We start from the raw sequence: 20,959 nt of genomic DNA on the forward strand, positions 1-20,959 counted from the left end.
TCGTCCCGGGCCGCGTCGCGTTGCACGACCGGCCCGGGGCTCGGCAGGCTACGGCGCGTGACGTCGCTCGAGGCGCAGGCCCGCGCCCGTGTCCGGGAACAGGCCCTCGGCATCGCGGCGGGCTGGTCGCCCCCGGACGCGCCGCCGGAGTGGGCGCTGACCGCGGAGAGCTTCCGGGCCATCGCCACCGAGCCCGACCTGCTCGCGCTCGCCGCGGACATCCCGGCCGACCGGTTGCCGCCGCTGCTGCTCAGCGCCGCGATCCGCCACCTCGTGGCCCGGCACGCACCGGCACCGCTCGCCGGCTACTACCCGACGCCGGGATCGGGCCAGCCCACCCTCGACGAGGGCTACCGGCCCGCGCTCGTGGCGTTCGCCCGCGAGCACGCCGGGGAGCTCGGACAGCTCTGCGCCGAGCATCGGTACCAGATGAACGAGGTCGCCCGCAGCGCCGACGTCCTCGCCGCCCTGAGCCGGCTCGACCCCGCGGAGCCGATCGCGCTGGTCGACCTCGGCACCGGCGCGGGGCTCGGACTGCACCTGGACCGCTACCGGTACGACTTCGCCGGTCGCACGCTCGGCGACGGCGACGCCGCGCTGACCATCGCCCCCGAGCTGCGCGGCCGCCCGGCACCGCTGCCCGCCCGGATGCCCGAGATCGCGGCGCGGGTCGGCGTCGACGTCGAGCCCCTCGACCTCGACGACCACCGCGTCCTCGCCTGGCTCGCCGCGTGCATCCCGCCCGAGACGACGGCCGTCGACCGCTTCGCGGCGGCGTCCACCGTCGCCCGCGAGCACCCGGCGACCACCGCGCGCGCCGACGTCGTCGACGGCCTGCTCGACCTGTGCGCGGGGATGCCGCGCGACGCCCGGCTCGTCCTCGTCGACACCTACGTCCACGTCTTCCTCAGCGGCGACGAGCGCGCCCGGTTCCGCCGGCAGCTCGCGGCGCTGGGCCGCGACGTCGAGTGGATCTCGGTGGACCCGCTGGTGCCGCTGGGCGGGGAGGGCACGGAGAGCACCCAGTACCTGCCGGTGCCCCCACGGGCTCTCGAGGCGACGCGCCAGGGCGTCACGGGCGTGATCGGGCACCTGTCGGTCGGCCGTGACGGCACCTCCGACGGCGAGGTCCTCGGCCTCGCCCATCCCGGCGGCGCGTGGCTGGAGTGGCTCTGAGGGTGGGTGACGCGCGGCACGCTTGACCATGCCGTGGCGGCACGGTTTCCACTGAGCATCGGAAACGGACACATCGCCCGAGGAGTGGACCCATGGCCTGGAGCACCAAGCAGCTGGCCGAGCTCGCCGGCACCAGCCTGCGCGCGGTGCGGCACTACCACGACGTCGGCCTCCTCTCCGAGCCCGAGCGTCGCGCCAACGGCTACAAGCAGTACGGGGTGGCGCACCTGGTGCGCCTCCTGCGGATCAAGCGCCTCGTCGACCTCGGGTTCTCGCTGACCCAGATCGCCGAGATGGACGACGACGAGGACCACCCCGAGCAGGCCCTGCGCACCCTCGACGCCGAGCTCGCCGCGACCATCGAGCGGCTGCAGCGCGCCCGCGTCGAGCTCGCCACCATCCTCGACCGGTCCGGGTCGGCCGACCTGCCCGCCGAGCTCAGCGACGTGAGCCAGACCGCGCGGTTCTCCGCGGCGGACCGGTCGTTCTCGGTGGTCCTGAGCCGGGTGCTGGGCTCGCAGGGGCTCCAGACCTACGCGGACCTCGTCCGGGACACCCCCGACGACCCGGCGTTCGGCGAGTTCGACGAGCTGAGCGCCGACGCCGACGAGTCGGTGCGCCAGGCACTGGCCGAGCGGATGGCCGGACCCCTCGCCGCGCTCCGCGCCGCCCACCCGCCCCTCGCCTTCGGCGGGGACGCCCCGATCGACGCGCGCCGTGCGCAGCAGACGGTGGGGGCCGCCCTGCGCGAGCTCTACAACGGCGCGCAGATCGACGTCCTGGTCCGGATCGAGACCGAGATCGCCAAGCAGGCTCCCGCCGGGTAGCGGGGCGTCACCGCGCTGTCCGCCGGATGACAGCCCCCGGACCGAGCGGCGCGACCGGCGACGCGCACGACATCCAATGGCAGAGCCCGGACCTGGTCGTCTCGGCGACGGACCTGGTCGACGGGCGCGTCCCCCGCTGACGGTCAGGCCAGGAACGAGGTGTCGTTGACCAGGCGCACCGAGGCGCCGCCGTCGGGCCAGAACTCCACGATCGAGAGGCACGCCAGGTCGAGGTGCAGCCGGTAGAGCATCTGCGGGCCCGCGTCGAGCGCCCGGCGCAGGATCAGCTTGATCGGCGTCACGTGGCTCACCAGCACCACGGTCTGCCCGGGCCAGCGCCGCAGCAGGTCGTCGAGGGCCGCGTTCACCCGTCCGGCCACGAGGTCGAAGCTCTCACCCTGCGGCGGGCTGACCGAGGTGTCCGCGAGCCAGGCCCGGTGCACCTCGGGGTCGCGGGCGGACGCCTCGGCGAACGTCAGGCCCTCCCAGGTGCCGAAGTCGGTCTCGGTGAGCCGGTCGTCGACGGTGACCCCGAGACCGAGGACGCCCGCGATCGGCTCGGCGGTCTGGCGGGCGCGCATCAGCGGCGAGCTGATCACCGCCCGGATGTGCCCGTCCGTGGCGACGGTCCGGGCCGCCAGCGCGGTCGCCGCGGCCGCGGCCTGCTCCAGCCCGTCGCGGGTCAGCTCGGGGTCGCCGCGCCCGGAGTAGCGACGCTCGACCGACAGCGGGCTCTGCCCGTGACGCAGCAGCAGCACGCGGGTCGGGGCGGTGTTCCCCCGCCCCGTCCAGGCCCCGGCGGTCGTCATCAGCTCGTGCCCGCGGTCGTGGCGGTGCGCACGACGATCGCGCCGCACTGCTCGCAGCGCACCACGTCGTCCGGCGCGGCCGCGGCGACGTCGCGCAGCTCGCTGCGGTCCATCTCGAGGCGGCAGGCGCCGCAACGGTTGCCGGTCAGCTCGCCGGCTCCGGTGCCGCTGCGGGCCCGGAGCTGGTCGTAGAGGCCCACGAGGTCCGCGGGGAGGTCCTTCGCGAGCTCGGTCCGCTCGGCGCCGCGGCGCTCCTCGAGGACGTCGAGGTCGCCGAGCACGCCGTCGCGGCGCTCCGCGGCGTCGGTCAGCGTGGTCTCCGCGGTCTCCAGCTCGCCCTGCTCGTGGGCCAGGTCGGTCTCGGCGGCGTCGAGGCGCTCCATGAGCTCGAGCTGCTCGTCCTCGAGGACGCCCCGCCGGCGGGCCAGCGTGTCGAGCTCGTGGGACAGGTCGGTCATCTGCTTGGCCGAGACGCTGCCGGAGTCCATGAGCCCGCGGTCGCGCTCCTCGCGCGTGCGGACCTGGGTGACCTCCTGCTCGAGCTTCGCGACCTCCCGCCCGAGGTCGCTGACCGACGTCTTCGCGCGCACCACGGCGTCGCGGTGGCCGGCCACTGTCGTCTCGGCCTCCTCCACGGCGGTCTGCTCGGGCAGCGTGCGCCGGCGGTACTGGGCCCGGGCGAGCTCCGCGTCCAGCGCGGCGAGGTCCAGCAGGCGGCGCTGTGCCGTCGGGTCGGCCTTCATGGGATCAGGGCTCCTGAGGGGACGCCGACGGTCCACGCGTCGGTACGGGTGGTCGACACGATGATCTCCAGGCTCGGGTCGGCGGCGGTGAGCACACCCGCGGCCTGACCGCACCACGGGTGCTCGGACGCCCAGTGGGCGACGTCGACGAGGGCGGGCGCGCCGGGCTCGGCGAGGTGGTCGGTCGCCGGGTGGTGGCGCAGGTCCGCGGTGACGTAGACGTCGACGCCCGCGGCGCGCGCGAGGTGCAGCATCGAGTCCCCCGCCCCGCCGGAGACGGCGACCTTCTCGACGGTCCTGTCCGGGTCGCCGGCCGCGCGCACGCCCCACGCGGTCGGCGGGAGCGCGTCGGCGACGCGGCGGGTGAACGCGGCGAGGGTCTCGGGCTGCCGCAGCGTGCCGATGCGGCCGATGCCCACCGTGCCGTCGCCCTCGGGCGCGAGCGGGCGCTCGACGGCGACGTCCAGGGCGTCCGCGAGCGCGTCGGAGACACCGGGGGCCGCGGCGTCGGCGTTGGTGTGCGCGGTGAACAGGGCGGTGCCGGCGCGGATCAGGCGGTGGATCGCCGACCCCTTCGGCCCCGTCGTCGCCACCCCGTGGACGCCGCGCAGCAGCAGCGGGTGGTGGGTGACGAGGAGATCGGCCCCGGCGGCGATCGCCTCGCCGATCACGGCGGGCAGGGGGTCGACGGCGATCAGGACCCTCCGGACCGGCTCGTCGGGGTCCCCCACGCTGAGTCCGACGGCGTCCCAGTCCTGCGCCAGCGCCGGGGGGTAGGCGGCCTCGAGCGTGGCGGCGGCCTCGGCGACGGTGAGCATGGCCGTCCATTCTGCCCACCGCGGCTGTGGTGCTCGCCTGTGGTGCTCTTGTGGTGCTCGCCTGTGGTGCAGCGAACGTGGCGTTCGCTGCTTCTCAGCGCGCGAAGTCCCCGTTCGCGTCGCCGTCCGGGACGCGCGGGACCATGGCGGGCGTGCACGTCGTCTTCGTCTGCTCGGGCAACATCTGCCGCTCCCCCGTCGCCGAGAAGGTGTTCCGCGCCAAGCTCGCCGAGGCGGGTCTCAGTGACGGCGTGGAGGTGAGCAGCGCCGGCATCGGGTCCTGGCACGCTGGGGAGCCGATGGACCGGCGCGCCGCCGCGATCCTGCGCGAGCGGGGCTACGACACGACGCACACGGCCCGCCAGGTCGAGCGCGGGCAGCTGGGCGCCGACCTCCTCGTCGCCGCGACCGACGATCACGTGCGCGACCTGGTCGCCGCGGGCGCGGACCCCGAGCGCGTCGTGCTGCTGCGGTCGTTCGACCCCGACGCGCCCGCGGGCGCCGAGGTGCCCGACCCCTACTACGGGGGCCCGGGCGGGTTCGACGAGGTGATGGACATGGTCGAGGCGGCGATGCCCGGGCTGGTGGCGGAGGTCCGCCCGTGACGGTCGACGACCTGCTGACGGGCTCCGGTCACGGCGTGCGGATGGACACCCTCGACGACGGCACCGAGGTCGTCGTCAAGGGTGGCGAGCCCTCCGCGATCGCGGCGGAGGCCGCCGGGCTGCGGTGGCTCGCCGAGCCCGGCGCCGTCGGGGTGCCGGACGTGCTCGGGGAGGCCGAGGGCCGGATGGTGTCGACGCGGGTGCCCGCCGGTCGCCCGGAGCAGGCGGCGGCGGAGACCTTCGGCCGGGGCCTGGCCGCGCTGCACGCCGCCGGTGCGCCCGCGTTCGGATCCCCGCCGCCGGGCGGGCCCGTCCACGCCTGGATCGGCAATGCGCGGATGATCAACGAGACCGGCCCGTCGTGGACGCCGTGGTACGCCGAGCACCGTGTCCTGCCCTACGCCCGCCAGGCGCGCGACCAGGGCACGTTCTCCGCCGGCGACGTCGCGCTCGTCGAGCGGGCCTGCGCGCGCCTCGAGCTCGTCGGCGGGCCGGACGAGCCCCCGGCCCGGCTGCACGGCGACCTGTGGACCGGCAACGTGCTGTGGTCCGGCGGGCAGGGGTGGGTCATCGACCCCGCCGCACACGGCGGGCACCGCGAGACCGACCTGGCCATGCTCGCGCTCTTCGGCACCCCGCAGCTGGACACGATCCTGGCCGCCTACGACGAGGCCGCGCCGCTCGCGGACGGCTGGCGCGACCGCGTCGGGCTGCACCAGCTCTTCCCGCTGCTCGTCCACGCGGTGCTGTTCGGGGGCGGGTACGGCTCCCGCGCCCTCGACGTCTGTGAGCAGTTGGCGACGCCATAGGGGCGCCAACTGCTCACGTAGCCTGGCGCCGTGCGGTTCCTGCTGCGACCCGGGTGGATCGCGCTGACGCTCGCCGTGGTCGCCTTCGCGTTCGCGTGCGCCTACCTGCTCGCCCCGTGGCAGTTCCACCGCAGCGTCGAGCGCGACGGCACGAACGCCGCGCTGGAGCGAGCCGTGGCGACCGCGCCCGTGCCGCGCTCGGAGCTCGTCGCCCCCGGGGCGGAGCCCGCCGACGACGTCGCCTGGCGCCAGGTCACCGTCGCCGGCACCTACCGTCCCCAGGGCGAGGTGCTCGTCCGGCTGCGGACCATCGAGGGGTCGCCGGGCACCGAGGTCATGACCCCGCTGGTCACCACCACGGGCGAGGCCGTCCTCGTCGACCGCGGCTACGTCCGCAGCAGCGACGCGGGCGGCCTGCCCCCGATCGCGCCCGCGCCGGCCGGGACCGTGTCGCTCACCGGCTACCAGCGCCTGGACGAGGGCGCGCCCAGCCGGCCCGCCGTCGTCGCCGACGGCCACCGGCAGGTCTACGCCGCCGACGCCCCCGCGGTCGCCGCCGTGGGCGGCGTGCCCACCAGCCCGGGCTACGTGCAGCTGCTGCCCGGCCAGCCCGGGGTGCTCACCGCCGTGCCGCTGCCCCCGCCCGACCCGAACCCGTCGTACTCCTACGCCTGGCAGTGGCTGATCTTCGGGCTGATGGCGATCGGCGCGTGGATCTACTTCGCGCGCCTGGAGTGGCGCCGCGCCCACGGCCTCGAGCCGCACCGCGAGCGCGATCACCAGGACCCCCGCGACGCCGCCGACGGCACGCCGTGGGACGCGCGGCCCTCACGGGGCACGGAGGAGAAGCTCGCGGACCGCTACGGGCGACGCTGAGTCGAGCGGGTGGCTTTTCTGACGCTCGACGTCAGTCACCCGCCTCCGGCGCGGCAGCTCCCGCTGCGCTCCGTACCGCAGGTGGACGCCAGGCCGACACCACGGCGACCACGAACGCCGCCGTCGCCAGGCCCACGGCGCGGGAGAGGCGGACGGCGCGCGGGAGGTCGGTGACGACGGGGGCGCGGCCGTCGCCGAGCACCGGGCGGTCCTGCACGCCGTACGGGTAGATCGTCCGCCCGCCGAGGCGCAGGCCCAGCGCGCCCGCGAACGACGCCTCGACCGGGCCGGCGTTGGGGCTCGGGTGCGCGGGGGCGTCGCGGCGCCACGCCCGGACGGCGTCGGCCGGGCGCCCCCCGACCAGCGGCGCGCAGGCGGCCGTCACCAGGGCGGACACGCGGGCGGGCACCACGCCGGCCACGTCGTCGGCGCGCGCCGAGGCCCAGCCGAAGCGCGCGTACCGCGCCGAGCGGTGGCCCACCATCGCGTCGAGGGTGTTCACCGCGCGGTGCCCGAGCAGGCCCGGCACGCCCGCGACCGCGCCCCACACCAGCGGCGCGACGACGGCGTCGGCGGTGTTCTCGGCGACCGACTCCAGCGCGGCGCGCGCGAGCCCGTCGGCGTCGAGCGCGGAGGGATCCCGCCCGCAGAGGTGCGGCAACCGGCGTCGCGCCGCGTCGATGTCCGCCGCCGACAGCGACGCCGCCATCGCCGCACCCTCGCCGGCGAGCGACGTCCCGCCGAGGACCGCCCAGGTCGCCGCGGCCGTCACCACGGCCCGGGGCACCGGACGCGCGGCCGCGCGCTCGGCCAGCGCGCCCAGCCCCACCGCGCCGCCGACGAGCACCGCGGCGTACGCGACGCCCGGCGCCCGGCGGTCGGCCCACCAGCGGCGCTCGAGCCACGACGCCACCGCGCCGAACGCCGCGACCGGGTGGCCGCGGTGCGGGTCGCCGAGGACGGCGTCGGCGAGCACCCCCAGCGCGAGCCCCGCCGCCCGCGCCCCCGCGAGGGGCACGTTCCGCACCCGTCGACGCCTGTCGATCATGCGGGACGTGCTCCTCGCGCTGTCACACGCGAGACGATCTCACTGCTGAGGCGGCAGCACGTGCTCCCCGGTCTTGTCCGCCGACAGCGAGAGCGACGAGATGTAGCCGCCTTTCGCGCTGGCCAGCATGTCGGGGCGCTCGAACTCCTGGCCCGAGACCTGATCGAGGTAGTGCGTGGAGGACGGGTTGCCGTCGGCGTCGAGGTAGGGCTCGTCGATGCCGTCGTCGGTGCGCCGCAGGTAGTACCGGCCGCGCGTCAGGACGGCGATCATCGGCGTGAGCACCACCGCGACGACGATCGCCACGATCGTCGAGTACGACGACAGGAACGCGCCGAGCAGCCCGAAGTACGCCGCGATCGAGAGCAGGGAGGCGGCGAGGAACGAGACGACGCCGACGGGGTTCCAGCCGTGCAGCATCCCGCGGCGGAACTCGGGGCGCTTCGGCGAGAGCTTCAGCAGGTACTTGTTCACCGCGATGTCGGTGGCGACGGTGACGACCCAGGCGATCGCGCAGTTCGAGTAGAAGCCCAGCAGCCCGTTGAGGAAGCTGAACATGTTCGCCTCCATGAGGATCAGCGCGATCCCCAGGTTGACGAACAGGAACGTGATGCGGCCCGGGTAGTGGCTGAAGACGCGGGTGAACGCGTTCGTCCACGCCAGCGAGCCCGAGTAGGCGTTGGTGACGTTGATCTTCACCTGCGAGAGCACCACGAGCAGCAGCGCCAGCGGGATGACGAGCCACGTCGGGAAGATCGCCGAGAGCGCGCGGTCGAACTGCTCGATGGGCTCGACGGCCGCATCGGCGCCGACCTCGGCCAGGATCAGCACGGCGAGGAACACCCCGATGATCTGCTTGACCGCGCCGAAGAACACCCAGCCCGGCCCGCCGAGCACCACGGCGGTCCACCACTGGCGCTTGTTCTCCGCGGTCTTGGGCGGCATGAAGCGCAGGTAGTCGATCTGCTCGCCGATCTGCGCCATGAGGGCCAGCGACACGCCCGCGCCGAGCATGATCGACGCGAAGTTCACCCCCGAGCCCTCCGTGCCCGGGTGCGCCAGGAAGCGGCTCACCGAGCCCGGGTCGGCGACGACGAGGAACACCAGCGGCGCGACGATGAGCACCACCCACAGCGGGTTGGTCCACGTCTGCAGCTTGGTCAGCGCCTTCATCCCGTAGATCACGAGCGGCAGGATGACCAGCGTCGAGAGCAGGTAGCCGATCCACAGCGGGATCGACAGGGCGTAGCGCAGGCCCTGCGCCATGATCGAGCCCTCGAGCGCGAAGAAGATGAACGTGAAGCTCGCGAAGATCACCGCGGTGATCACCGAGCCGTAGTAGCCGAAGCCCGAGCCGCGGGTGACGAGGTCGAGGTCGAGGTTGTAGCGCGCGCCGTAGTACGCGAGCGGGAAGGCGCTCACGAAGATCACGAGCGCCGCGACGCCGATGGCCCAGAGGGCGTTGCCGGTGCCGTGCTGCAGCCCGATGCCGGCGCCGATCGAGAAGTCCGCCATGTAGGCCATGCCGCCGAGGGCCGAGCCGCCGACCACGAACGGCGTCCACCGCCGGTAGCTGCGCGGCGCGAACCGGAGCGTGTAGTCCTCGAGGCTCTCGCGGGTGGCGGTGTCCTTCGGGGGCGCGGCAGGGGCGCCGGCGGCGTCGGCGGACATGGCGGGTTCGGTCGTCAAGGAGGCTCCCGACGTGTGAGCGGCCGGTGTGGTCACGACGAACGCTGCAACCCCTCTGTGACGTGTGTGTGACAGCGCCGCTACGGGCGCGAGTGGACACATTCCGTGATGGGATGGTCGCCGTGGGTTTCAGCGACGAGCTCTGGACCGCCGGCGCCGACGTGTACGCCCGGGTCCGCGAGCACCCGTTCCTCACCGGCCTGGCCGACGGGACGCTGCCCCACGCCGCCTTCCGGCACTTCGTCGTGCAGGACGCCCACTACCTGCGCGGCTACGCCCGCGCGCTCGCCGTGCTCGGCGCCCGCGCCCCCACCGCGGACGACACCGTGATGTTCACCCAGCACGCCGCCGGGGCGATCGCGGCCGAGCAGGACATGCACGCCGGGCTCGCTGACGCGCTGGGCCTGACCGCCGCCGACGCCGCCGCGACGCCCGTCGCGCCGACCACCACCGCCTACACCAGCTACCTGCTCGCCACCTGTCACGGCGGCTCGTTCGCCGAGGGCCTCGGTGCGGTGCTGCCGTGCTACTGGATCTACGCGAAGGTCGGCGAGTCCCTGCTCGAGGACTCCTCGCCCGACCCGCTCTACGCCCGCTGGATCGCGATGTACGGCGGCGAGGAGTTCCAGGCCGTCGTCGACGCCGTCCTCGCGCTCACCGACCGCGTCGGGCCGGACCTCGGCGACGCGGAGCGCGCGCGGGTGCGCGAGCACTACGTGACGACCTGCCGCTACGAGTGGATGTTCTGGGACGCGGCCTGGCGGCAGGAGAGCTGGCCGGTGTAGGTCACGGCGCGGGACGGCGCAGCACGAACCGGGTCTCGACGACGTGGTGCGCCGTGCCGGGCGCGGTCGGCACCGGCGCGTGCTGCGGGCCGGCGATGCCCACGAGCTCCCAGCCCTGCTGTCCCAGCCGGTTGAGCTGCTCGGCGTAGACGCGCGCCCACGCCACGCGGTAGGGCCGGAACTCCTCGAGGATCAGCTCGCCGGCCGGGCCGATCGCGTAGATCTGCCACTCGGCCGCGTCGCCGCGGTCGGCGCCCGCCGGCGCGTCCTCGGCCAGGCCGACCGCCGAGATCTCCAGCGTCGCGTACTCCCAGGCGGCGCTCACGCGAGGACCCTAGACCTGCGCGGGAGGTCAGGACGCGCGCCGACGACCCGTGCCGTGGCGCGAGCGCGTCCGCGCCAGCGCCGCCTCGCGCGCGACCTCGCTGGACCGGGCCGTGCGTGCTGCGGCGCGGGCCGGGCGGGGACGCTCGCCGCGCCGGGTCGACCGGGTCATCGGGACACCGCCGCGCGTCCGTTCGGACGCCGGCGGTCCGAGCGTGGTCACCGTGCGCCGGGCGCCGGAGGTGGGCGAGGGCGCGGCGTCGCCGGTGAGCAGGAAGCCGGCGATCTTCACCAGGACGCCGACGACGATGAGGGCGGGACCGACCACCCAGCGACCGGGGACCTCGAGCGCGATGACGGCGACGCCGGCCCCGATCAGGACCAGGCCGCCGAGCAGCAGGAGAGCGGACCGCACCAGGCCACGCTACGTGGTACTTGAACCCTCAGCAGTCAGCCGAACGGGGCAACACGGCCGCGCGGGCGCCGGTGACGATCTCGGGCCGGAGTCGTAGGGTGTGCCGAACGCGTCTGGGAGGGCACATGGAGTTCGCGGTGCGGTACGTCAACGGTCCCCTGCAGGGAGCCGGGTCGATCACGCTGCCCGACGACGCCGGCGGGGAGCCGCCGCTGCTCCAGCGCATCCCGCTCCCGACCGGCGAGCACGGCATCCGCCGCACCGTCTCGGACATGGCGGGCGCCGGTCAGCACGCGATCTACGAGCGCACCCGCTACAACGAGCCGAGCGGCGAGTGGGAGTTCTCGCTGGTCCGCGTGGAGTAGGCCCTGGAGCCGTCGGAGCCCGCAGGGTCCAGAATCGGGTCCGTGTCCACGGATCCCGCCACCGCCACCGGTGTGCTGCGTCCCGCGGCCGCGCAGGACGCGGAGCGGGTCGCGGCGATCTTCGCCGGCTACGTCCTGCAGTCGATCGCGACGTTCGTCGAGGAACCACCGTCCGACGAGTACTGGCGCGAGCGCATCGCGGGCGCCCACCCCGGGTTGCCCTTCCTCGTCGCCGAGGTCGACGGCGAGGTCGAGGGCTTCGCCTACGCGGCGCCGTTCCGCCCGCACGCGGCCTACCGCTACACGGTCGAGGACTCGATCTACATCGCCCCGGAGGCCGCCGGTCGCGGCCTCGGCTCGCGCCTGCTCGCCGGGCTGCTCGACGAGGTGCGGCCCACCGAGGTGCGCCAGGTCGTCGCCGTGATCGCCGCCCTGCCGGGGTCGCGGCACGACACGCCGTCGATCGTGCTGCACCGCAGGCTCGGGTTCGTCGAGGTCGGCCGGATGTCGTCGGTGGGCTACAAGAACGGCCAGTGGGCCGACACCGTGCTGATGCAGATCGACCTGCGTCCCGACGGCTGAGACCCGTACAGACGACGACGGGCCGCCCCGCGATCGCGGGACGGCCCGTCGGGGACCGTGTGTTGCGGGCCGGATCAGGCCTCGAGGGCGACCGCAGTCGCCGGGCGCCGGCTCCAGTTGCGCTGCGCGTGACGCACGAGGGCCGAAGCCACCCCGACGCCCGCTCCCGCACTCACGATCATGCCCATGAACACTGCCGCCATGACGGCTCCTCCTCACCACGTGCACGCGCCGGGGCCGGTGACCGGGTCCGGATGACCCGACCGGTCCGCCGACGCTTGCGAACCGTGGATGCTGTCTGCATCCACCCCTAGAGACGCGTCGATCTCGGGTGATGTTCCATCGCGTTCGCCTCGCGCGGCATGACTCCACTCACAGCAACGTCACCGTTCCGCCGTGTGTACAGCCGCGCCGTTCAGTAGTGTCCGACAAGTACTCGAAGTAAACGGGCGTTAACGACATTACGCACGTTTCCGGCAAATCGGACAACACCGTCCCCGAGCGGGGTGAGGGGAGATGACATGACGCAGACAGACTCCGGTGGCTCCGGAGGAGTGCCCGACGGCGTCACCGTCACCGACACCGGCACGATGAAGCGCGCCGTGGGCGCCGCGGCCGTCGGGAACATCACCGAGTGGTTCGACTTCGGGGTGTACGCCTATCTGGCGACGACCATCGAGGAACAGTTCTTCCCGCCCGACAACCCCACGCTCGCCCAGATCGGTGTGTTCGCGGGCTTCGCGGTCTCGTTCCTGGTCCGGCCCCTCGGCGGGCTGTTCTTCGGACCGCTCGGCGACCGGATCGGCCGCACGAAGGTCCTGTCGATCACCGTCATCATGATGGCCATCGGGACGTTCCTGCTGGGGTTCATCCCGCCGTACTCCGCGATCGGCATCTGGGCGCCGATCCTGCTCGTGCTGTGCCGCGTCGTGCAGGGCTTCTCCACCGGCGGCGAGTACGCGGGCGCGATGACGTTCATCGCCGAGTACTCCCCCGACCGGCGCCGCGGTTTCTTCGGCAGCTTCCTCGAGTGCGGGACGTTCATCGGTTACGCCCTCGGTGCGACCGTCGCGACCGTCATCCCGCTGGTCTCCACCGAGGAGTTCGCCTCCACCTGGGCGTGGCGCATCCCGTTCTTCATCGCGCTCCCGCTGGGCATCGTCGGTGTCTACCTCCGGACGCGACTCGAAGAGACGCCGGCTTTCCAGACCCTGCTCTCGGAGTCCGAGGAGCGCGAGGGCAACCAGGCGACGGCCGGGATCAAGAAGCTGTTCGTGGACTACTGGCCCGCGATGCTCGCCGCGGGCGGGCTCGTCGTGGCCTGGAACGTCCCGAACTACATGCTCACCAGCTACATGCCGACGTACCTGGAGGACAACGTCCAGGTGGTCGGCGGCACGGCCATCGACAGCACCACGTCGCAGTGGCTCCAGATCGGGATCCTCTGGGTGGCCGTCTTCATCATCCCGCTGCTCGGACGGCTCTCCGACCGCGTCGGGCGCAAGCCGATCCTCTGGGTCGGCACGATCGGGACGATCGTGCTCGCCTTCCCGATGATCCTGGTGCTCAAGAGCGGGTCGGTGCCCCTCGTGGGCCTCGGGCTCGCCGTGATGGGCGCGCTGCTGATCTGCTTCTCGTCGACCTGCCCGTCGACGCTGCCGGCCCTGTTCCCGACGGAGATCCGCTACGGCGGTCTGTCGATCTCGTTCAACATCTTCGTCTCGGCGTTCGCCGGGACGACGTCGCTGATCATGACCGCGGTCGTGCTCGGCACCGGGTGGGCGTACTGGCCGGCGGTCTACCTGATCATCTTCGCCGTCGCGGGCGCCGCGGTGCTCATCAAGCTCCGCGACCCGGCCGGGCAGCCGCTCATGGGCTCGAACCCGGCCGTGTCCACCGAGCAGGAGGCCCGCGAGCTGGTCGCCTCCCGCGACTGAGTCACCCATCGGGTCACCACGGTGGGTCGCCGGGGGTGTCGGGCGCCGCGATCACGGGCACGATGAGCCCGTGTCCGCACCCGACTCCCCCGGCCCCACCGTGTTCGTCCTCTTCGGGGCGACCGGTGACCTGGCCAAGCGTCTGGTCCTGCCGTCCTTCTTCCGACTCGTGCAGGAGAAGCTCCTGCCCGACGACTGGCGCCTGATCGGCAACGGGCGCCGCACGAAGACCGACGACGAGTTCCGCGACGAGGTCCACGAGGCCCTGGAACAGTTCGGCGGCCTGACGCCCCAGGACGGGCCGTGGGACGAGTTCGCCGCGGGGCTGCGCTTCGCCGGCGGCGGGTTCACCGCCGACGATCCGGGCGAGCTGCTCGACCGCATCGCCGAGGCCCGCGGGGAGATCGGTGAGGACGCCCAGCTGGTGCACTACCTCGGCCTGCCGCCGAGCACGTTCGGCGAGTACACCCGCGCCATCGGCGCCCACGGCCTCGCCGAGGGCGCCCGCGTCGTCTACGAGAAGCCCTTCGGGACCTCGCTGGAGAGCTTCCGGGAGCTCGACGAGGTCGTGCACGACGTCCTCGACGAGTCCCAGGTCTTCCGCATCGACCACTTCCTGGGCAAGGAGGCCACCCAGGAGCTGCGCGCGCTGCGGTTCGCCAACGGCCTGTTCGGGAGCTCCTGGGACCGCCACCACGTGGCCGCCGTGGAGATCGACGTGCCCGAGGTCCTCGACGTCGCCGACCGCGCCGAGTTCTACGACGCCACCGGCGCCGTGCTCGACATGCTCGTGACGCACCTGTTCCAGGTGGCGGCCGAGGTGGCGATGGACCCGCCGCCCACGTTCCGCGCCGACGACGTCGCCGCCGCCCGCGACGAGGCGGTGCGCCACTTCCGTCCGCTGCAGCGCGACGAGGTGGTCCGCGGGCAGTTCGAGGGCTACCGCGACCTCGACCACGTCGCCGACGACTCCACCACCGAGACCTTCGTCGCGGCGCGGCTGTGGATCGACAGCGACCGCTGGCGCGGCGTGCCGTTCCTCCTGCGCACCGGCAAGCGGATGGCCGCGAGCCACCAGAAGGTCAACCTCGTCTTCCGCGACCCCGAGGACGGCCCGGTCGACGAGCGCGACCTGCCCACCCGCGGCAACGTGCTGTGCTTCGACCTCGCCGGTGACGGCGCCCTGGCGCTGTCGATGAACGTCAAGACGCCGGGCGCCTCGTCCGAGCTCGGCACCGCGTGGACGCAGATCCCGCTCGACAGCCTCTCGGGCGGCGACCCGCTGCCGCCCTACGTCCGCCTGATCCACGACGTGCTCACGGGTGACCGCGCGCTCTTCACCCGCCCCGACGGCCTCGAGGACGTCTGGACCGCCGCCGCCGAGGTGCTCGACGACCACCGGGCGCCCGAGCCCTACGCGCCCGGCTCCTGGGGCCCGGAGTCCGCCCTGCGCCTCGCTGACCCCGTCGGCTGGGTGCTCCCCGGCTGAGCCCTACGTGAGCGAACTTCGGTGCTATGGCACCGAAGTTCGCTCACGTACCGGTCAGTGCTGGGCGCCCGGCTCGCCCGCGTACTGGGGGCCGGCGGCCTGGCGATTGGCCGGGTCGTCGCCCGACGCGCCCTGGATCGCGCGCCACACGGTCTCCGGGGCCAGCGGCATGTCGATGTGCCGCACCCCGAGGTGCGAGACCGCGTCGACCACGGCGTTGTGCACCGCGGGCGTCGAGCCGATCGTGCCGGACTCCCCGATGCCCTTGGCGCCGAGCGGGTTCAGCGGCGTGGGGGTCTCGGTGTTCGTGGCCTCGTAGGTGATCAGGTCCGCCGCCGAGGGGATCAGGTAGGACGCGAGGTTCCCCGACGTCGGGTTGCCGTCCTCGTCGTAGGTCACCCGCTCGTAGAGGGCCTGCGAGATGCCCTGGGCGATCCCGCCGTGCTGCTGGCCGGTGACGAGCATCGGGTTGAGGATGCGGCCGCAGTCGTCGACGGCGACGTGCCGGCGCAGCTTCACCATGCCGGTGTCGAGGTCGACGTCCACCACCGAGATGTGCGTGCCGAACGGGAAGCTCGACTGGCCCTGGGTGAAGTCGAGCTCCTCGAGCAGCTGCTTGCCGCCGACACCGGGGTCGTAGCCCGTGCCGTCCTCGGACGCCGTCGCGACCTGCGCCCACGAGACGTGGGTGTCGGCGATGCCCTTGACCCCGAACCCGCCGTCGACCTGCTCGATGTCGTCGGGCGACGCCTCGAGCATGTGCGCGGCGATCTCGCGGGCCCGCGACACCAGCTGCTCGGACGCGGTCCAGATCGCGCTGCCGCCGGTCTGCAAGGACCGGGAACCGGCGGTGCCCGCGCCGCTGCGCACCAGCTCGGTGTCGGACTGGACGAGGCGCACCTTCTCCATCGGCACGCCCAGGATCTGCGAGGCGATGTGGGTGAAGGCGGTCTCGTGGCCCTGGCCGTGCGCGCTCGTGCCGGCCTTGACGGTGAACGTGCCGTCGGGGTGGGCCTGCGCCGAGCCGAACTCGACGTCGAGACCCAGCGGCGCGGTGACCTCGACGTAGGACGCGATGCCGATGCCCATGGCCACGCGCGCGCCCGCCGCGCGCTTCTGCTGCTGCTCGGCGAGCAGGTCGTCGTAGCCCGCCGCCGCCTTCGCCGCGTCGAGCGCCTTGGCGTGCTCGGCGTTGTCGTACTGCGCGCCGGTGAGGCTGGTCATCGGGAACTTGTCCGGCGTCAGGAAGTTCTTGCGCCGCATCTCGAGCGGGTCGACGCCGATCTCGTCGGCGGCGATGTCGATGATCCGCTCGAGCATCTGCGTCGCCTCGGGACGCCCGGCGCCGCGGTAGGCCCCGATCTGCGTGGTGTTGGTGGCGACGGCCTTCCACGTGAAGTCGATGGCCGGGATGTCGTAGACGCCCTGCGCCATGAGCTGGGTCAGGCTCGGCAGGATCGTGCCGAGGACGGGGTACGCGCCGGCGTCGCCGATGGCGGTGGCGCGCAGCCCGACGATCCGGCCGTCGTTCTTCACACCCATCTCGACGTACTGGACCTGGGCGCGCCCGTGGACCATCGAGAGCATGTTCTCGGACCGGGTCTCGGTCCAGCGGACGGGCTTGCCGAGCGCCCGCGCCGCCGCGCCGACGATCCCCCACTCCTGGTAGGCGTGCATCTTCGGCCCGAACCCGCCGCCGACCCGCGGAGCGATGACGTGGACGTTCGCGCCGTCGACACCGAGGTCGCCCGCGATGGCGTCCCGCGCGCCGTGCGGACCCTGGCTCGAGACGTACATCTTGATCTTGTCGGCCTCGCCGGGGATCGCCACGCAGGCGTTCGACTCCATCGGCACGCCGGCGAGCTTCTGGTTGTAGAAGGTGTGCTTCACGACGGTGTCGGCGGTGTCGAAGATGCCCTCGACGGTGCCGGTGCCGTCGCCGGCGACGAGGTTCGACCCGAGGTCGTCGAAGAGCTTCGGGGCGTCGTCGGCGAGCGCGGCCTCGATGTCGGTGACCGCGGGCAGCGGCTCGATGTCGGCGAAGACCGCCTCGGAGGCGTCCAGCGCCTGGCCGGCGGTCTCGGCGATGACGACCGCGACGATGTCGCCGACGAAGCGCACCTTGCCGCGGGCGAAGGCCGGGCGGCTCATGGCGTCGGGCACGACACCGGGCAGGCCGGGGCGGTCGTTGACGTTCAGCTCGCCGTCGACGTACACCGCGACGACGCCGGGCATCGACCGCGCCTCGTCGGCGTCGATGCTGGTGATCGTGCCGTGCGCGATCGGCGAGCGGACGAAGACCGCGTGGTACGAGCCCTCGACCGGGAGGTCGCCGGTGTAGTCCTCGGCGCCCCGGATCAGGCCCTTGTCCTCGGTGCGCTTCACCGAGTTGCCGAAGATCGACGTGGAACGGGTGGGGGTGATGGTCATTGCGGGTCCTCCAGTGGTGCCCGTGCCGGGGGGATCAGAAGATCAGACCAACGGGGCGGCGTCGAGTCGGGACTTCCCCCAGTGGACCGAGTGTTCGCCCGGCCGCGTCCGACCGGGCGACCGCGGTCACGCCGTACGGTAGGGCACAACCGGGTCGCGGAAAATCGGAGACGCTGGACGAAGCCCCGGTGCCCCACGACCATCTGCAGACCATGGACTTCGCCGAGGCCCGGGACACCTTCTGCCGGCCGCGGACGGGGCCGGTGGTCGACCCGCCCGCCACCACGCCCGCGCGGCGGCTGCGCGACGCGATCGAGCCGCTCGCGATGGTGACCGTCTGGGGCGAGCCCACCGCCGAGCGGGCCGGGACGGCCGGCCTCGACTTCCTCGGCGCCTACGTCGGCGGCCGCGGGTCCGCGCTGGGCGACGTCGAGGGCGGCGTCGTCGCCGCGGCGTTCGCCGTGTTCGAACCGGGCCTGGTCGGCGGGCTGTGGGACCAGGCGCGCGCGACGTGCTCGGTCGCCGACCTGCGCGCGCTGCGCGAGCACGCCGGCACCGAGGCCCTGCGCACCGTCCTCGCCGACGTCGACGAGGCCGAGATCGATGCGGTGGTCGACCTCCTGCGCGACGGCCTCGCGGGCGCCGACCTCATGGGCCGACCGCTGTTCGCCGGGTCCACCGCGCTGCCGTGGCCCCAGCACGCCCACGGCCGCCTGTGGCACGTGACGAGCCTGCTGCGCGAGCACCGGGGCGACGCGCACGTCGCGGCCTGCGTCGCCGCCGGGCTCGACAGCATCGAGGCCAACATCCTCACCGAGCTGTGGGTGGGCTTCGCGCTGCTCGAGTACACGGCCACCCGCGGCTGGCCGCAGGAGGCGATGGACGCCGCGATCGCCCGGCTGCGCGAGCGCGGCCTGGTCGACGGGGACGCGCTCTCCGCCGACGGCCGCCGGTTCCGCGACGGGATCGAGGAGGCCACCGACCGCGCCCAGCAGCCGGTCGTCGACGCCCTCGGGAACCGTCTCGACCGCACGGTCGACGCCCTGGCCGGGTGGTCGGACGCCGTCGTGGCGCACGGCTGGTTCCCGCCCGATCCCTACAAGCGGGCGGCCGGCTAGCTCTCGGGCACGCACTTCTCGATCTCGTCGAGCCAGATCCGCGCCGACGAGTCCGACGGCGCGCGCCAGTCGCCGCGGGGCGAGAGCGAGCCGCCGGCGACGACCTTCGGTCCGTTGGGCATCGCGGAGCGCTTGAACTGCGCGAACCCGAAGAACCGCTGCGCGAAGACCAGCAGCCAGCGCCGGATCTCGGCGAGGTCGTAGGACGTGCGGTCGCCCTCGGGGTAGCCCGGGGGCCAGGCGCCGGCGTCGAGGTCGCGCCACGCGTGCCAGGACAGGAACGCGATGCGCGAGGGACGGAACCCGTACCGGAGCACCCAGTAGAGGGTGAAGTCCTGCAGGTCGTAGGGCCCGATCTTCTGCTGGCTCGACTGGATCTCCTCGCCCGCGTCGGCCGGCACGAGCTCTGGGCTGATCTCGGTGTCGAGCACGTCCTGCAGCACGGTGGCCACGTCGTCGTCGAACTGCCGCGAGCTGATCACCCACCGGATGAGGTGCTGGACGAGCGTCTTCGGCACGCCGGTGTTCACGGTGTAGTGCGACATCTGGTCGCCGACGCCGTACGTGGACCACCCGAGCGCGGCCTCCGACAGGTCGCCGGTGCCCAGCACGATCCCGCCCCGCTGGTTGGCGGCCCGGAACAGGTAGTCGGTGCGCAGCCCGGCCTGGACGTTCTCGAACGTGACGTCGTACTGCGGCTCGCCCCGGGAGAACGGGTGCCCGAGGTTGGCGAGCATGAGCCGCGCGGTCTCGGTGATGTCGATCGTCTCGAAGGTGACGCCCAGGGCCTCGGCGAGGCGCTGCGCGTTGGACTTCGTCCGCTCGCCGGTGGCGAAGCCGGGCAGGGTGAACGCGAGGATGTCCGAGCGCGGGCGGCCGTCGCGGTCCATCGCCCGGGCGGCGACGATCAGCGCGTGGGTGGAGTCGAGCCCGCCCGAGACGCCGATGACGACCTTCGGCCGGCCGATCGCCCGCAGCCGCTGCTCCAGCCCGGCGACCTGGATGTTGTAGGCCTCGTAGCAGTCCTGCTCGAGACGCGCGGGGTCCGCGGGCACGAACGGGAAGCGCTCGACCTCGCGCCGGAACCCGATGTCCCCGGTGGACGGCTCGAGGGCGAAGCCGATCGTGCGGAACGCGCGCTCGTGGCGGCGGCGGTTGTCGTCGAACGTGCCCATCCGCAGGCGCTCGGAGCGCAGCAGGCGCAGGTCGACATCGGCGACGGCGTGGCGCTCCCCGGACGGGAAGCGCTCGGTCTCGGCGAGCAGGACGCCGTTCTCGTGGATGGAGGTCTGGCCGTCCCAGGAGACCTCGGTCGTCGACTCCCCCTCCCCCGCGGCGGCGTAGACGTAGGCGGCCGAGCACCGGGCCGAGGCCGAGCGCGCCAGCAGCTGGCGGTCGTCGGCGCGCCCGACCGTGATCGGGCTGCCGGAGATGTTGGCGAGCACGGTGGCCCCGGCGAGGGCGGCCTCGGCGCTCGGCGGGATCGGGACGAACATGTCCTCGCACACCTCGACGTGCAGCACGAGACCGTCGACGTCGTCCGCCGCGAACAAGAGGTCGGCGCCGAAGGGCACGTCGGCGCCGAGGAGGCGGATCGTGCCCTCCTCGCCGGCGCCGGCGGCGAGCTGGCGCGGCTCGTAGAACTCGCGGTAGTTCGGCAGGTAGCTCTTCGGCACCACGCCGAGCACGCGGCCCCGGTGCACGACGACCGCACAGTTGTAGGCCCGCGGCCCGCGGCGCAGCGGGGCGCCGACGACGAGCACCGGGGTCAGCCCGGTGGACGCGGCGACCACGTCGGCCAGCGCGTCGACCACGCCGTCGAGCAGCGTGTCCTGCATCAGCAGGTCCTCGATCGAGTAGCCCGAGAGCGTGAGCTCCGGGAACACGACGAGGCCCACCCCGTCGTCGTGGCACTCCCGGGCGACCGAGAGCAGCGACGCGGCGTTGGCCGCCGGGTCCGCGATGGTCGTGCGCAGCGTCGCGGCGGCGACCCGCACGAAGCCCTGGTGGTACACCGAGGTGAAGGGCGGGGTGGGCATCTCCGGGCGGTCCTCCTGCTGGTTGTCCCGTGACACGGCGGCCGGGCGAGCGTAGATCGCCCACCCGGTCGCCGT

At 73.6% G+C, this 20,959-nt stretch carries 21 protein-coding genes; 11 read left to right on the top strand and 10 right to left on the bottom strand.

The features are described from left to right. Nucleotides 1-57: 57 nt before the first annotated feature. Nucleotides 58-1,176 carry a DUF2332 domain-containing protein gene (locus QSK03_RS18375; protein WP_285654822.1) on the top strand — a complete coding sequence of 373 codons (1,119 nt, stop codon included), beginning with the start codon at nucleotides 58-60 and terminating at the stop codon, nucleotides 1,174-1,176. A gap of 92 nt (nucleotides 1,177-1,268) precedes the next feature. Continuing rightward, nucleotides 1,269-2,003, top strand: a complete 735-nt coding sequence (locus QSK03_RS18380; protein ID WP_285654825.1) for a MerR family transcriptional regulator — start codon at nucleotides 1,269-1,271, stop codon at nucleotides 2,001-2,003. Nucleotides 2,004-2,146: 143 nt separating this feature from the next. On the opposite strand, the gene QSK03_RS18385 is transcribed toward QSK03_RS18380, so the two are convergent. The 3 genes from QSK03_RS18385 to QSK03_RS18395 are packed head-to-tail and all read right to left on the bottom strand — an operon-like array spanning nucleotide 2,147 to nucleotide 4,373. Beyond that, nucleotides 2,147-2,812, bottom strand: coding sequence for a histidine phosphatase family protein (locus QSK03_RS18385; protein ID WP_502872188.1), 666 nt, complete (start codon nucleotides 2,810-2,812; stop codon nucleotides 2,147-2,149). Continuing rightward, the gene (locus QSK03_RS18390) at nucleotides 2,812-3,555 is read right to left on the bottom strand and encodes a zinc ribbon domain-containing protein (protein WP_285654828.1); all 744 of its coding nucleotides are present in this window, start codon (nucleotides 3,553-3,555) and stop codon (nucleotides 2,812-2,814) included. Before QSK03_RS18390 ends, QSK03_RS18385 begins: the two co-directional genes overlap by 1 nt. After that, complete coding sequence (locus QSK03_RS18395; protein ID WP_285654830.1) at nucleotides 3,552-4,373, bottom strand: Nif3-like dinuclear metal center hexameric protein; 822 nt, start codon at nucleotides 4,371-4,373, stop codon at nucleotides 3,552-3,554. Before QSK03_RS18395 ends, QSK03_RS18390 begins: the two co-directional genes overlap by 4 nt. A 143-nt stretch (nucleotides 4,374-4,516) precedes the next feature. Here QSK03_RS18395 and QSK03_RS18400 point away from each other — a divergent pair, with 143 nt between their 5' ends. From QSK03_RS18400 to QSK03_RS18410, 3 genes are read left to right on the top strand one after another with little or no spacing between them, the layout of a single operon-like run. Continuing rightward, nucleotides 4,517-4,978, top strand: a complete 462-nt coding sequence (locus QSK03_RS18400) for a low molecular weight protein-tyrosine-phosphatase (RefSeq protein WP_285654833.1) — start codon at nucleotides 4,517-4,519, stop codon at nucleotides 4,976-4,978. 41 nt (nucleotides 4,979-5,019) lie between these two features. Beyond that, complete coding sequence (locus QSK03_RS18405) at nucleotides 5,020-5,787, top strand: fructosamine kinase family protein (protein ID WP_285655056.1); 768 nt, start codon at nucleotides 5,020-5,022, stop codon at nucleotides 5,785-5,787. Nucleotides 5,788-5,817: 30 nt separating this feature from the next. Next, nucleotides 5,818-6,663: an SURF1 family cytochrome oxidase biogenesis protein gene (locus tag QSK03_RS18410; protein WP_285654836.1), complete on the top strand. Its 846-nt coding sequence runs from the start codon at nucleotides 5,818-5,820 to the stop codon at nucleotides 6,661-6,663. 31 nt (nucleotides 6,664-6,694) lie between these two features. Here QSK03_RS18410 and QSK03_RS18415 read toward each other — a convergent pair whose 3' ends face one another. After that, entirely contained in the window at nucleotides 6,695-7,711 is a 1,017-nt protein-coding gene (locus QSK03_RS18415) for a cobalamin biosynthesis protein (RefSeq protein WP_285654839.1), read from the bottom strand. A 39-nt stretch (nucleotides 7,712-7,750) separates the two neighbouring features. Continuing rightward, entirely contained in the window at nucleotides 7,751-9,382 is a 1,632-nt protein-coding gene (locus QSK03_RS18420) for a purine-cytosine permease family protein (protein WP_285655059.1), read from the bottom strand. Between the two features lie 131 nt (nucleotides 9,383-9,513). Between QSK03_RS18420 and tenA the strand changes: the two genes are divergently transcribed. After that, nucleotides 9,514-10,185, top strand: a complete 672-nt coding sequence (gene tenA, locus QSK03_RS18425) for a thiaminase II (protein WP_285654841.1) — start codon at nucleotides 9,514-9,516, stop codon at nucleotides 10,183-10,185. Nucleotide 10,186: 1 nt separating this feature from the next. Here tenA and QSK03_RS18430 read toward each other — a convergent pair whose 3' ends face one another. Together QSK03_RS18430 and QSK03_RS18435 are read right to left on the bottom strand one after the other, a co-directional pair. Then, on the bottom strand, nucleotides 10,187-10,510 hold the full coding sequence (locus QSK03_RS18430) for a hypothetical protein (protein WP_285654843.1): 324 nt from the start codon (nucleotides 10,508-10,510) through the stop codon (nucleotides 10,187-10,189). 27 nt (nucleotides 10,511-10,537) lie between these two features. Continuing rightward, nucleotides 10,538-10,924: a hypothetical protein gene (locus QSK03_RS18435; RefSeq protein WP_285654846.1), complete on the bottom strand. Its 387-nt coding sequence runs from the start codon at nucleotides 10,922-10,924 to the stop codon at nucleotides 10,538-10,540. A 125-nt stretch (nucleotides 10,925-11,049) separates the two neighbouring features. Between QSK03_RS18435 and QSK03_RS18440 the strand changes: the two genes are divergently transcribed. Continuing rightward, nucleotides 11,050-11,289 (top strand): hypothetical protein, encoded by a 240-nt coding sequence (locus QSK03_RS18440; RefSeq protein WP_285654849.1) that lies wholly within the window; start codon nucleotides 11,050-11,052, stop codon nucleotides 11,287-11,289. A gap of 42 nt (nucleotides 11,290-11,331) precedes the next feature. After that, nucleotides 11,332-11,871 carry a GNAT family N-acetyltransferase gene (locus QSK03_RS18445; protein ID WP_285654852.1) on the top strand — a complete coding sequence of 180 codons (540 nt, stop codon included), beginning with the start codon at nucleotides 11,332-11,334 and terminating at the stop codon, nucleotides 11,869-11,871. Nucleotides 11,872-11,945: 74 nt separating this feature from the next. Here QSK03_RS18445 and QSK03_RS18450 read toward each other — a convergent pair whose 3' ends face one another. After that, the gene (locus tag QSK03_RS18450) at nucleotides 11,946-12,074 is read right to left on the bottom strand and encodes a hypothetical protein (protein WP_285654855.1); all 129 of its coding nucleotides are present in this window, start codon (nucleotides 12,072-12,074) and stop codon (nucleotides 11,946-11,948) included. 318 nt (nucleotides 12,075-12,392) lie between these two features. Here QSK03_RS18450 and QSK03_RS18455 point away from each other — a divergent pair, with 318 nt between their 5' ends. Together QSK03_RS18455 and QSK03_RS18460 are read left to right on the top strand one after the other, a co-directional pair. Further along, nucleotides 12,393-13,808, top strand: coding sequence for an MFS transporter (locus QSK03_RS18455; protein ID WP_285654858.1), 1,416 nt, complete (start codon nucleotides 12,393-12,395; stop codon nucleotides 13,806-13,808). Between the two features lie 70 nt (nucleotides 13,809-13,878). Next, nucleotides 13,879-15,297 carry a glucose-6-phosphate dehydrogenase gene (locus QSK03_RS18460; RefSeq protein WP_285654861.1) on the top strand — a complete coding sequence of 473 codons (1,419 nt, stop codon included), beginning with the start codon at nucleotides 13,879-13,881 and terminating at the stop codon, nucleotides 15,295-15,297. A gap of 54 nt (nucleotides 15,298-15,351) precedes the next feature. Here QSK03_RS18460 and QSK03_RS18465 read toward each other — a convergent pair whose 3' ends face one another. Continuing rightward, nucleotides 15,352-17,727, bottom strand: a complete 2,376-nt coding sequence (locus QSK03_RS18465) for a xanthine dehydrogenase family protein molybdopterin-binding subunit (protein WP_285654863.1) — start codon at nucleotides 17,725-17,727, stop codon at nucleotides 15,352-15,354. A 188-nt stretch (nucleotides 17,728-17,915) separates the two neighbouring features. On the opposite strand from QSK03_RS18465, the gene QSK03_RS18470 reads away from it, so the two are divergent. Further along, a complete protein-coding gene (locus tag QSK03_RS18470; protein WP_285654864.1) occupies nucleotides 17,916-18,845 on the top strand; it encodes an SCO6745 family protein in 930 nt (309 codons plus the stop codon). Here the strand turns inward: QSK03_RS18470 and QSK03_RS18475 are convergent. Continuing rightward, the gene (locus QSK03_RS18475; protein ID WP_285654866.1) at nucleotides 18,842-20,920 is read right to left on the bottom strand and encodes an NAD(+) synthase; all 2,079 of its coding nucleotides are present in this window, start codon (nucleotides 20,918-20,920) and stop codon (nucleotides 18,842-18,844) included. The genes QSK03_RS18470 and QSK03_RS18475 overlap by 4 nt on opposite strands. Nucleotides 20,921-20,959: the final 39 nt, after the last annotated feature.

It is taken from the genome of Actinomycetospora sp. NBRC 106375, from assembly GCF_030269665.1.
GTDB lineage: Bacteria > Actinomycetota > Actinomycetes > Mycobacteriales > Pseudonocardiaceae > Actinomycetospora.

Coding starts and splice junctions, on each gene's coding strand:
- QSK03_RS18400 (WP_285654833.1), top strand. CDS start 4,517: ATGGCGGGCGTGCACGTCGTCTTCGTCTGCTCGGGCAACATCTGCCGC.
- QSK03_RS18440 (WP_285654849.1), top strand. CDS start 11,050: ATGGAGTTCGCGGTGCGGTACGTCAACGGTCCCCTGCAGGGAGCCGGG.
- tenA (WP_285654841.1), top strand. CDS start 9,514: ATGGTCGCCGTGGGTTTCAGCGACGAGCTCTGGACCGCCGGCGCCGAC.
- QSK03_RS18415 (WP_285654839.1), bottom strand. CDS start 7,711: ATGATCGACAGGCGTCGACGGGTGCGGAACGTGCCCCTCGCGGGGGCG.
- QSK03_RS18420 (WP_285655059.1), bottom strand. CDS start 9,382: ATGTCCGCCGACGCCGCCGGCGCCCCTGCCGCGCCCCCGAAGGACACC.
- QSK03_RS18380 (WP_285654825.1), top strand. CDS start 1,269: ATGGCCTGGAGCACCAAGCAGCTGGCCGAGCTCGCCGGCACCAGCCTG.
- QSK03_RS18450 (WP_285654855.1), bottom strand. CDS start 12,074: ATGGCGGCAGTGTTCATGGGCATGATCGTGAGTGCGGGAGCGGGCGTC.
- QSK03_RS18465 (WP_285654863.1), bottom strand. CDS start 17,727: ATGACCATCACCCCCACCCGTTCCACGTCGATCTTCGGCAACTCGGTG.
- QSK03_RS18390 (WP_285654828.1), bottom strand. CDS start 3,555: ATGAAGGCCGACCCGACGGCACAGCGCCGCCTGCTGGACCTCGCCGCG.
- QSK03_RS18385 (WP_502872188.1), bottom strand. CDS start 2,812: ATGACGACCGCCGGGGCCTGGACGGGGCGGGGGAACACCGCCCCGACC.
- QSK03_RS18405 (WP_285655056.1), top strand. CDS start 5,020: ATGGACACCCTCGACGACGGCACCGAGGTCGTCGTCAAGGGTGGCGAG.
- QSK03_RS18395 (WP_285654830.1), bottom strand. CDS start 4,373: ATGCTCACCGTCGCCGAGGCCGCCGCCACGCTCGAGGCCGCCTACCCC.
- QSK03_RS18455 (WP_285654858.1), top strand. CDS start 12,393: ATGACGCAGACAGACTCCGGTGGCTCCGGAGGAGTGCCCGACGGCGTC.